The following is a 9,198-nucleotide window of genomic DNA, read 5'->3' on the forward strand; positions in this document are numbered from 1 at the left end:
ATGACTACGTTCGTCACTTTGTGGGCCAAAAGCAAGCTGGAAGGCGGGCTCAACAGCCGTTGAACCCGCCTTCTCACCCCGATCAAGCTGGGGTTTTAACCCAACCGTTGCCCTTGCCGATCAATCCGTCGATGCTGATGCGTCCTGCGCCGATAACAGCGATCAAGAGCGAACCGACACCGAGTGCGACGACGAGTTCATAGCCGCCGTTGTCTATGAAGACGCCCTTGTCGGCGTGCACGATGAAGAACGCGCCGACCATGTCGAGGAACAGCAGTGCGCCGACGAGCGGGGTCAGCAGACCCGCGATGAGCAGGATGCCGCCACCGAGTTCGATGGATGCTGCCAGAACTGCAGAAATCTTGGGGAGCGGGGCGCCCATCCCTTCGAATGCGGCCTGCGTTCCGGCGATCTTGTAGGTGAAGAACTTCTGCCAACCGTGGGCGATGAAGATGATCCCGAGGCCGACACGGGCGATGAGGAGTCCGAGGTCACGAGCAATCGACGAATTCATGAGCCAAGACTGACAGCTTTAAGTTGAAGCGTCAACTTAATCAATGTGTCACGCACCTCTCAATGCCGACTCCACCATGGCGACGATCTCAGTGTCGGAGTACCCGAGCGAGCGGACCTTATGCGCAAACGCGGTCGCCGCCTGCTCCGCCTGCGCCTGCACCGGATCGGTCCCCGAAGCGATGAACGTCCCTTGCTTTCCCCTCGTCTCGATCACGCCCTGATCGCTGAGCGCGCGATAAGCCTTCGCGACGGTGTTGGCCGCCAATCCCAGCTCCGAGGCCAATGCACGCACCGTCGGGATCTTGGTTCCCGCAATCAATCCGCCGCCGTGAACCTGCTCGATAATCTGTTGCCGCAGTTGGTCGTACGGAGCTGTGGAGGAATCGTGTTCGATCGCGATCTTCATCGTCACCCTCGTCGTATCTTCTCGGTCACAGCATCTTCTCTCTCACAAACCCTCGATCGCTTCGCGGATCGTATGCGGGCCGGAGGTCAGAACCAATATCTTGCCGACACTGGACGGCGCGTCGATGAGCGCTTCGATCACTGCGGCGACATCTGCACGAGGCACAGAGCCTCGATCGACGGGCGGCTCTGCAAGAAGGACTTCACCGGTGGGGTCGTCGTCTGTCAGAAGGCCTGGCCGAAGAATCGTCCAATCCAGCGAAGTCCTAGTCTTCAGGTCTTCCTCTGCTGCAGTCTTCGCCCGCAGGTAGGCGGCAAAAACCTCGTCGGTGTTCTCCGGTATTTCGTCACCAGCACCCATGGCGCTGATCTGTATGAACCGACGCACTCCCGCTTTCTCGGCGGCATCGGCCAACAGCACCGCCGCAGCTCGGTCTACGGAGTCCTTCCGCTCGATCGAGCTACCAGGTCCGGCGCCCGCGGCGAAGACCGCGACGTCGGCACCGTCGAGTACCTTCGCAACTTCCTCGACCGTGGAGGATTCCAGATCGATCACCACGGGGAACGCGCCGAGTGTGCGGACCGCACCCTCGTGCGCGGAGTTGCGGATCAGCGCTACCGGCCGATCACCATGTCCTGCCAGCAGGTACGTCAGGTGCTGCGCGATCTTGCCGTGCCCACCGGCAATGACCACGCGCCGTTCGTCCACACTTCGATGTTCCGTCATCGTTTTCTCCTCACAAGTCGGTACTTCAAGTGCAGCGCGCCGGAGGTGTCCGTTGTTCCGCTGTTTGTCCCACGAGTTCGGACACAGAGGCAGAATGACGGACATGGCATCTGCAACCATCTTCCACAATCAACGGTGCAACACGTCGCGGACTGTTCTCGGACTTATCCGCGACGCCGGCATCGAACCGACCATTGTGAAGTACCTCGATACTCCGCCTACCCGATCCGAGCTGGAAAAACTCCTCGCCGACGCCGGCCTCGAGCCCAGCCAAGCCGTTCGCAAGCGCGAAACGCAGTACAAGGAACTCGGGCTCGCCGATGCATCCGAATCCGAGATCCTCGACGCGATGATCGAGCACCCAATTCTGATCGAACGCCCGTTCGTGGTCACCGACAAAGGCACCGTCCTCGCGCGGCCTGCAGCCAAGGTGGAAGAAATTCTCTGACAGCGTCGACGGCTTACAGCGGATCGCGGGCGATCGGGCAGGACATGCACCGAGGACCACCTCGGCCGGACCCCAGTTCCGAACCCGCGATTCGCAAAACCTCGATACCCGAGGCCTCCAGCCTGGCGTTCGTTTCGACGTTGCGCTCGTAAGCGACGACGACGCCAGGCTCGACGGCGAGGGTGTTGTTTCCGTCGTCCCACTGCTCACGCTCGGCAGTCACCGTGTCGAGTCCGGTGTCGATCACACGCAGTTTTCCGATTCCCATGGCGTCGGCCGCCGCTTCGAGGAACGGCGTCGCACCGCGAATACTCACCCCGTCGTCTTCCTTGCGCAGAGTGAACGCCGCCAGGGTGTCCTGAATGGCCGGATACATGACGACCGCGTCGGCCTCGACCATGGTGCAGACCGTGTCGAGATGCATCGACGCTCGGCGTTGCTCGATCGGAACAACCAACACCGTGTGGGCGAGGCCGTCGTCGAACACGCTACGCGCCAATGCTTCTGCTCCGGCGGGTGACGTACGTTCACCGACACCGATTGCGATCACCCCCGGGGCGAGAAGCAGCACGTCACCTCCCTCGACAGGAGCCGTGTGCGACTCGTACGCGCGGCGCACGCCTTTGAATCGAGGGTGATGCGCGTAGACGAGATCCGTTATCGAGGATTCGCGAGCTCGCGCTGACAACGCCAAGGACGTGATGATGACCCGTGGCCCGACCCAGAACGACGAATCACGGGTGAAGAGCAAGTTGGGCAACGGGTCGATCACGAAGTCACCGCCGTGATGCATCCTGCGCACCAATGAGGTCGAGTCGGCATCGATCGGCAATTCGTCGAACGTCATTCCTGCAGTAAGGATCGACGAAAGCTCCTTCGGCTCCACCTTTCGCAGGTAGGCGGCCAGGTGTTGCCCGAGCGCGTGGCCGATCTTGCGTGCGTCGACGGCGGCCGCGATTCCCTGGATCCTCGCTGCGCCACTGACCTCGAGCGCCTCGGTGAGGAGATCGGACAAAAGCAGTACCTCGACGCCGCGCTCACGAAGGACGGTCGCAAACTGATCGTGTTCTTCCTGCGCGCGGTCCACCCACGGCAACGCGTCGAACAGCAGCTCGTCGTTGTTGCGCGGAGTCAATCGTTTCAACTCGTCGCCAGGACGATGAAGAATGACCGATCGCAATCGGCCCACCTCGGAATCGACACCGAGGGGGACGGAGCCAGAAGCGTTCATGAGTGAACACTAATCCCGTAGGCCCCACCCAGCAGGGACAAGCAGCTGTCGTACCGGCCCGCGTAACGTCTGATCCGACGCAGGCGAGAGGACCAGGCAATGAGTAGTACGGATCAGGCGGCGCTGAACGGCGCCGGAATCGAGAGGTTCACCGGGCGCTGGGTCGGCGCTGGAGCCGGACATTTCCCCACCATCGACGACTTCGAGTACTCCGAGGAGATCGAGTTCGCGCCCACCCCGAAACCGTTTCTCACCTACTCGTCGCGCACTCGTGGGCTCCCCGACGGACGACCGCTTCACATGGAATCGGGATACCTGCGCACAACACCGGGTGGTGAGCTCGAATTGCTGGTCAGCCAGCCCACCGGATTCGTCGAGATCCATCGCGGCACCCTCGACTCCGAAGGCACTCTCGCCTTGACCCGTCTCACGCTCGCAGCATCACCCGACGCAAAACCGGTTCACGACGTTCGGCGAGTCATGCGCGTTCAGGGCGACACGCTGACATACGACCTGTGGATGGCGCACGGCGACACCCCGCTGACGCATCATCTCCACGCCACCCTCCACCGCGCGACGGACCGGTAGTCGCCATGGAGATGCCGTCGTGGAAGGCAAAGGAACTCACGCCCGGCCAGCTCTCCGAGCGCAGCGGTGTCGCCGTCTCGGCCCTGCATTTCTACGAACGAGAAGGCCTCATCGTCAGTCGCCGGACCAGCGGAAACCAGCGCCGATACCAACGAGACACGCTTCGACGCGTCGCCTTCATCAGAATCTCGCAACGCGTCGGCATTCCGCTGTCGGAAATCAGAGAGGCCCTCGGCACACTTCCTGAAGGCCGTACCCCGAACCGCGCAGATTGGGAAAGATTGTCGACCGGGTGGCGGCGCCACCTCGATCTACGCATCGAGCAACTGGAACGTCTACGGGACAACCTCACCGGTTGCATCGGTTGCGGGTGCCTCTCGTTGGAGGGGTGCGCCCTCGCCAACCCGCACGATCAACTCGCATCCGCCGGCCCGGGTGCGCGCGTTCTGGAAGTAGATTTCGGTGCAGGCTCAGGCGAGAAATGACTCGACGGCGTCCCGATCGCGCCCCAGCAAGTCCTCGACGGTCTTCTTCAGCAACTTCTCGATCTGGCCGCCGATGATCGGCATCTTCACCTCAGCCGTTCCGTCGACGACCAACCGCGTGCAGGACTCGGCGGCGGTGAGATCGAGCGTCGTCTCGATTCGGATCGGCAGTCCCCGCGCGATTCCGGTGACCGACCCTGCTGCACGCCCGTCCGACAGAGGTCCCCACCGATCGACCCGTTTCAGACCGAGCCGACTCGGCGCAACCTTGGCGACCAGGCTCGGGAGGGAGGCGGAGTCGATTTCCTCGGACACGGATACTTCGATCGATCCGTCTCGAACTTCGATGTCCGAGGTGGCATAAAGGTCTCCGAGTCTGCCTTTCCAATAATTCGGGTCGGTCAAAGTTCGATGCACGTCGTCGATCGGATATTTGAATTCGATATCGAAGTGAAAACTCTTCGGCATGACTTTGGTCCCTATTCGACTAGATAAAAGTCCCGGCGGAGTTAACGCTCATCGCTTGAGCAATTTACTGAACTGGTCGTTCGCTTTTTGCATCACGAACTCGTAAGGCAGGGCGAATTTGCGCGCCCACCAGTATCCGAATCGGATGTCATTGGACGTATATACGAGGTACGTATTCTTCTCGATTCCCCGCAGAATGCACGACGCCACCTTCTCCGGGGAGACAGCACGCGCCTCGAACCGGTGCGTGAGTTTTTCGACCCGCGGGTCGTTCCTGTCGATACCCGCTATTTCCACGGTTCCCACCAATGGCGTCTTCACCCCACCCGGCACAACCAGACTGACCCCGATTCCGTGCCGCTTCAGATCGAATCGCAGCACCTCGGACACCCCGCGAAGGCCGAACTTGCTCGCACTGTAGGCGGCGTGCCACGGCAGGGCCAAAAGTCCGGCAGCCGAAGACACGTTGACCAGGTGTCCACCCTTGCCGGCACGAATCATGGGTGGAACAAACGTCTCCATGACATGGATCGGCCCCATCAGGTTGACGTCCACCATGGACTTCCAATGCCGATGTTCGAGGTTCTCGATAGTTCCCCACGCTGAAATGCCGGCGATATTCATGACGACATCCATCGAAGAAAATTGAGTGTGAATCTCGGTACCGAATTTCACGACCTCGTCGTAGTCCGAGATATCGAGTGCCTTCGCCATGCTGACCGTGCCGCCGCCGGCGCCGACCATCGCGACCGTCTCTTCCAATCCGATGCTGTTGATATCGGTGAGAAACAATTCGGCGCCGACCTCTGATGCACGCAGCGCAGTTGCACGTCCAATTCCACTACCGGCGCCGGTGATCAGGCATTTCTTGCCGTCGAGCGACCTTACAGACATGGATGAACACTCCCCCGCACTCGTACTGTGGACATGCGGGAAAGTCTACGCACGCACGGTGCGGCCGCCCTGAAACACGCAAGACGACCTGCGGGGTACGGCCGTACTCCGCGCAAACACCGCACAGAGACGACCGCAGCGAGCACTAAAGACGCTGCATCATCTGCTCTTGATAGCCCTTGACCGTACGGTCGAGTTCTTCCGCCGCTACATCGTCCCCACGCTTGCGTGCGTCGTGGGCTCGATCCTGAATTTCACGGATTGCGCGGCGCAATTCATCATCGCTCATCGTGTGTTTCATGTCACAATTCTGCACCCACTCGGAGGGTTTAGCTAGCACAGATCGCAATCCGGCAAACCGTTCAAGGTTCAACCCGGAGGTGATCCGCATGACATCGCAACCAGCCACCCTGATCGCGACCCCAAACCTTCAAACATCGCTTGAACTGCAGTTTTTCAATCGAAATAGTTGTGAAAAACCAGGCTAACGCATAGCTAATATCGCCAAAACGGGTAAAAGGTTTGATATTGGGCAGATTGGCCAAGTACTGGAAGGTTCGAATAGCGCAGTCGTAGCTGCACATTTCCGTGTGGCGGAAACTCAATGTGCGCTGAGACATAGCTGAGCACTCATTGGCCGGACGAATCGAATCTCGGACACATTTGACAACTAGTCCACTAAACAGACTACGGTGAGCTACCGATCGGTTATCCGCGTGATACCGTAGGATTCACTGAACGGACAATTGCTAGCTAGAGAGGATTACGGGGCGGTTCACAATGGCTGACTTTGCAGAACGATTGAACAAACTGTTCGACAGTGTTCATCCTCCGGGGCGCAAACCCCATACCAACGCCGAGGTTGCGGCAGCGCTCATCGAAGACGGCCATCAGATCTCCAAGCCGTACATCTCGCAGCTCCGCTCGGGACAGCGCACCAACCCCTCAGACGAGACAGTCGCAGCCTTCGCCCGGTTCTTCAAGGTGAAGCCCGACTACTTCTTCAACGACATCTACGCAGCCAAGATCGATCACGATCTCGAACTGCTCTCACAGCTCCAAGGCTACGGGCTTCGCCGCCTCTCGAGCCGTGCATTCGACCTCTCGGAAGAATCGCAGAATCTACTCACCACGATGGCTGAAAAGCTCCGCGCGAGTGAAGGTTTGCCAGAGGTTCCGCCTGACGCGTCACGCTGATGTGAACGTGCTGAAGCACTGACTCGATCTCGAGCACTGCAATGACATGGAGTAGGTCGACTACGAACGTCGACCTACTTTTGTCGTTTCATCGAGTTCTTTCGCCAACAACAACACCCATCGGCGCGCCGACATCTTCTCAGGAGGCGCAATCCACCTGGTGTCCAACACATCCGAGGCCAAGGGATCGGCGATCCACCCCGCCAAAAGCCCCGCGTGTGCAGTGACGGCCCGCGGCGGTTCCTGACCACCGACGTCGAACATCCCGGCGCCGGACTGGATGTACATCGCATCCATGATCTGCGCGATCATGTCCGATGCCCGCAGCACAGACGTACTCCCGGCGCTGTCCGCGTCGACTACCTCGGGGAATCGCTTGACGAGAAGCGCGTGCATCCGCCGCAGCCGGTACAGATCTCGTCGCGCACGTAACCAGGTCTCGAGAAGCACCCACGTGATGCCCAGCGCAATCAGAACACTCGAGGCAGCGATGAACCACACCCCTGCGCCCGTCCAGATATCCGATTCGAGTGCGCCGGTGCCACCGATCGATTCGACAAGCATCACGACGACCACGACGAGCAGGATCGACGAACCGGTCACGATCAACGCGATTCCGCGCCCCAACGGCGCCCACGCAACGTGCCGTAGCCCCGTCGAAATGACAAGGGACAGAGCGACGATGATAAAGATCAGAGCCGGCGCCGGGTAGCCGAAGAGAACCGCGATCGCCACCAGGAGCCCCACCGAGTACAGCACGGTGGCGAGGCCGCGCATAGCCGGACGTGACATCACCGGCCACGCAGACACGGCGCCGACTGCACTGGCCGCAGACAACGCTGTCCACAAGACGATGACGATCATCGCGGCGGCATGCTGCTCCGGCGCAATGCGATCGACGATGTCCCATACCGCCGGCACCATGACCGTCGACGACAATGCGACCGAGAAGCCTGCAAAGACCATCGACATTCGCAACGGCGTCGCGGTGCGCGCGACAACTCGACCCAGTCTCGCGCCGGCTGCAACCCAGACGAGAAGGGCCACAGCCCAAAAGATCATCCGATCGCCTCGTCGTACCGCAACACCGACAGCGGTGTCCCACGGCCACTCATCGTTCGCAGACGCATGATCAACATCGACGCGAACGTCTCGGCTTCCCACTCCGCGATGTCGTCCATCGGCACGGGTTCGTTGCGCCGCAGAGAACGTTGACTCAACATGTAGGCGATCAAATCGTCACTGACCTCGAGCGTCGCCTCGGCGATCTCGGCACCCTCGTGGCGAAACACTATGTGCCCCAACTCATGTGCCAGAGTCCGCTCGACATTGGGTAGTCCGGGAGCCAAAACGATGACGTCGTGGTCGTCGTAGGCCCGGCGCTGACCGCACACTCCGGTGGCGAGAGGGGTTTCCAGATCGATCTCGATCGGGCGCCCACGCTCGCGGGCGACTGTCTGCACCACCGTCAGCAGTGACACTGCCTCCGACGACGCTGCTGCGTCGCATACGGCATCCACCGCGGCCAGAACGCGGCGATGTGAACGTCTGTCCGGCACGACTCACGCACCTCCCTGTGATCCGGGTGCCAGGAATTCGGCACGCGCGGCAGCCAATCGCGCCTTCTGCAGCGATGCTCCGCGGAAAGTCAGTGCTCCCGCACCGGCCGCTACCACTGCCATTCCGCCTACACCGCCGGCGACGGCGGCGGCGTTGAGAATCGGCGGAAGCCCTTGAGTGAACGCCGTCGGAAATGCCTGCGGGTTGTCAGTCGGAGCCGCGACGTTCGGAACGTTCGACGGTACCTGCGGAGCTACGGGTGCGGGTGCGGCCAGAACCTCGGGTGCGGAAGGGGCTGCGACTGCGCCCGGCGCAGCGTTTGCCGGTCCACCGGCAGAGGGTGCAGGCGCTCCGCCGCCCGCTGACGGTCCCTGCGGATCAGACGGTCCAGCCGGCGGAGCCGCTACCGCGGACGACTGCTCGGAACTCGGCTGCGATTCGGAAGGAGACTGTGTCTCGGAGGGTGCTTGGCTCGAAGGACTCTCGGTCTGCGAAGTTGCGTTGGTCGCAGAAGTTGCGTTGGTCGCGGGGGAAGCGCTGCTGCTCGGACGTTGCGACGCCGAAGGGTTGGTCGTGGGCTCAGTCGTCGTGGGCTCAGTCGTCGTGGTCGGCTCAGTCGTCGTGGGCTCAGTCGTGGTCGGCTCAGTCGTCGTGGGCTCAGTCGTGGTCGGCTCAGTCG

Annotated in this window: 14 protein-coding genes; 5 read left to right on the forward strand and 9 right to left on the reverse strand. The window is 61.1% G+C overall.

Features of this window, described 5'->3' with window-relative positions:
• Positions 1-82 precede the first annotated feature (82 nt).
• The 3 genes from QRN54_RS26095 to QRN54_RS26105 are packed head-to-tail and all read right to left on the reverse strand — an operon-like array spanning position 83 to position 1,648.
• Positions 83-514, reverse strand: coding sequence for a DoxX family protein (locus QRN54_RS26095; protein ID WP_003946228.1), 432 nt, complete (start codon positions 512-514; stop codon positions 83-85).
• 48 nt (positions 515-562) lie between these two features.
• Complete coding sequence (locus QRN54_RS26100; protein WP_003946225.1) at positions 563-922, reverse strand: GntR family transcriptional regulator; 360 nt, start codon at positions 920-922, stop codon at positions 563-565.
• Positions 923-964: 42 nt separating this feature from the next.
• Positions 965-1,648, reverse strand: coding sequence for an SDR family oxidoreductase (locus tag QRN54_RS26105; RefSeq protein WP_003946268.1), 684 nt, complete (start codon positions 1,646-1,648; stop codon positions 965-967).
• A 94-nt stretch (positions 1,649-1,742) separates the two neighbouring features.
• Here QRN54_RS26105 and arsC point away from each other — a divergent pair, with 94 nt between their 5' ends.
• Positions 1,743-2,096: an arsenate reductase (glutaredoxin) gene (gene arsC / locus QRN54_RS26110; protein ID WP_003946209.1), complete on the forward strand. Its 354-nt coding sequence runs from the start codon at positions 1,743-1,745 to the stop codon at positions 2,094-2,096.
• 13 nt (positions 2,097-2,109) lie between these two features.
• On the opposite strand, the gene arcA is transcribed toward arsC, so the two are convergent.
• Positions 2,110-3,327 (reverse strand): arginine deiminase, encoded by a 1,218-nt coding sequence (arcA, locus tag QRN54_RS26115; RefSeq protein ID WP_003946210.1) that lies wholly within the window; start codon positions 3,325-3,327, stop codon positions 2,110-2,112.
• A 99-nt stretch (positions 3,328-3,426) separates the two neighbouring features.
• On the opposite strand from arcA, the gene QRN54_RS26120 reads away from it, so the two are divergent.
• Positions 3,427-3,915, forward strand: coding sequence for a heme-binding beta-barrel domain-containing protein (locus QRN54_RS26120; protein WP_285183403.1), 489 nt, complete (start codon positions 3,427-3,429; stop codon positions 3,913-3,915).
• A gap of 5 nt (positions 3,916-3,920) precedes the next feature.
• Positions 3,921-4,400 (forward strand): redox-sensitive transcriptional activator SoxR, encoded by a 480-nt coding sequence (gene soxR / locus QRN54_RS26125; RefSeq protein WP_003946250.1) that lies wholly within the window; start codon positions 3,921-3,923, stop codon positions 4,398-4,400.
• Here the strand turns inward: soxR and QRN54_RS26130 are convergent.
• The 3 genes from QRN54_RS26130 to QRN54_RS26140 all read right to left on the reverse strand — a co-directional run bounded on the left by QRN54_RS26130 (position 4,386) and on the right by QRN54_RS26140 (position 6,063).
• Positions 4,386-4,868 carry a DUF2505 domain-containing protein gene (locus QRN54_RS26130; protein WP_030536322.1) on the reverse strand — a complete coding sequence of 161 codons (483 nt, stop codon included), beginning with the start codon at positions 4,866-4,868 and terminating at the stop codon, positions 4,386-4,388. The genes soxR and QRN54_RS26130 overlap by 15 nt on opposite strands.
• A gap of 48 nt (positions 4,869-4,916) precedes the next feature.
• Positions 4,917-5,762 (reverse strand): SDR family oxidoreductase, encoded by an 846-nt coding sequence (locus tag QRN54_RS26135; RefSeq protein WP_047272489.1) that lies wholly within the window; start codon positions 5,760-5,762, stop codon positions 4,917-4,919.
• 145 nt (positions 5,763-5,907) lie between these two features.
• Positions 5,908-6,063 carry a hypothetical protein gene (locus tag QRN54_RS26140; RefSeq protein ID WP_003946253.1) on the reverse strand — a complete coding sequence of 52 codons (156 nt, stop codon included), beginning with the start codon at positions 6,061-6,063 and terminating at the stop codon, positions 5,908-5,910.
• 479 nt (positions 6,064-6,542) lie between these two features.
• Here QRN54_RS26140 and QRN54_RS26145 point away from each other — a divergent pair, with 479 nt between their 5' ends.
• Positions 6,543-6,959, forward strand: a complete 417-nt coding sequence (locus QRN54_RS26145; protein WP_003946231.1) for a helix-turn-helix domain-containing protein — start codon at positions 6,543-6,545, stop codon at positions 6,957-6,959.
• A 60-nt stretch (positions 6,960-7,019) separates the two neighbouring features.
• Here the strand turns inward: QRN54_RS26145 and QRN54_RS26150 are convergent, their stop codons facing one another.
• Both QRN54_RS26150 and QRN54_RS26155 read right to left on the reverse strand, forming a co-directional pair.
• Positions 7,020-8,021, reverse strand: a complete 1,002-nt coding sequence (locus QRN54_RS26150) for a hypothetical protein (protein ID WP_285183404.1) — start codon at positions 8,019-8,021, stop codon at positions 7,020-7,022.
• Positions 8,018-8,518, reverse strand: coding sequence for an ImmA/IrrE family metallo-endopeptidase (locus QRN54_RS26155; RefSeq protein ID WP_003946241.1), 501 nt, complete (start codon positions 8,516-8,518; stop codon positions 8,018-8,020). The genes QRN54_RS26150 and QRN54_RS26155 overlap by 4 nt, the downstream gene beginning before the upstream one ends.
• A gap of 178 nt (positions 8,519-8,696) precedes the next feature.
• Between QRN54_RS26155 and QRN54_RS26160 the strand changes: the two genes are divergently transcribed.
• Positions 8,697-9,198 (forward strand): hypothetical protein (locus tag QRN54_RS26160; protein WP_502944076.1); only part of this gene is annotated, 502 nt, incomplete at its 3' end.

The organism is Rhodococcus sp. MEB032 (assembly GCF_030208925.1).
GTDB lineage: Bacteria > Actinomycetota > Actinomycetes > Mycobacteriales > Mycobacteriaceae > Rhodococcus_F > Rhodococcus_F qingshengii.

Bases quoted from the DNA above. Each gene is read 5' to 3' on its own strand.
- QRN54_RS26095 (WP_003946228.1), bottom strand. From the start codon at position 514: ATGAATTCGTCGATTGCTCGTGACCTCGGACTCCTCATCGCCCGTGTC.
- QRN54_RS26100 (WP_003946225.1), bottom strand. From the start codon at position 922: ATGAAGATCGCGATCGAACACGATTCCTCCACAGCTCCGTACGACCAA.
- QRN54_RS26105 (WP_003946268.1), bottom strand. From the start codon at position 1,648: ATGACGGAACATCGAAGTGTGGACGAACGGCGCGTGGTCATTGCCGGT.
- arsC (WP_003946209.1), top strand. From the start codon at position 1,743: ATGACGGACATGGCATCTGCAACCATCTTCCACAATCAACGGTGCAAC.
- arcA (WP_003946210.1), bottom strand. From the start codon at position 3,327: ATGAACGCTTCTGGCTCCGTCCCCCTCGGTGTCGATTCCGAGGTGGGC.
- QRN54_RS26120 (WP_285183403.1), top strand. From the start codon at position 3,427: ATGAGTAGTACGGATCAGGCGGCGCTGAACGGCGCCGGAATCGAGAGG.
- soxR (WP_003946250.1), top strand. From the start codon at position 3,921: ATGGAGATGCCGTCGTGGAAGGCAAAGGAACTCACGCCCGGCCAGCTC.
- QRN54_RS26130 (WP_030536322.1), bottom strand. From the start codon at position 4,868: ATGCCGAAGAGTTTTCACTTCGATATCGAATTCAAATATCCGATCGAC.
- QRN54_RS26135 (WP_047272489.1), bottom strand. From the start codon at position 5,762: ATGTCTGTAAGGTCGCTCGACGGCAAGAAATGCCTGATCACCGGCGCC.
- QRN54_RS26140 (WP_003946253.1), bottom strand. From the start codon at position 6,063: ATGAAACACACGATGAGCGATGATGAATTGCGCCGCGCAATCCGTGAA.
- QRN54_RS26145 (WP_003946231.1), top strand. From the start codon at position 6,543: ATGGCTGACTTTGCAGAACGATTGAACAAACTGTTCGACAGTGTTCAT.
- QRN54_RS26150 (WP_285183404.1), bottom strand. From the start codon at position 8,021: ATGATCTTTTGGGCTGTGGCCCTTCTCGTCTGGGTTGCAGCCGGCGCG.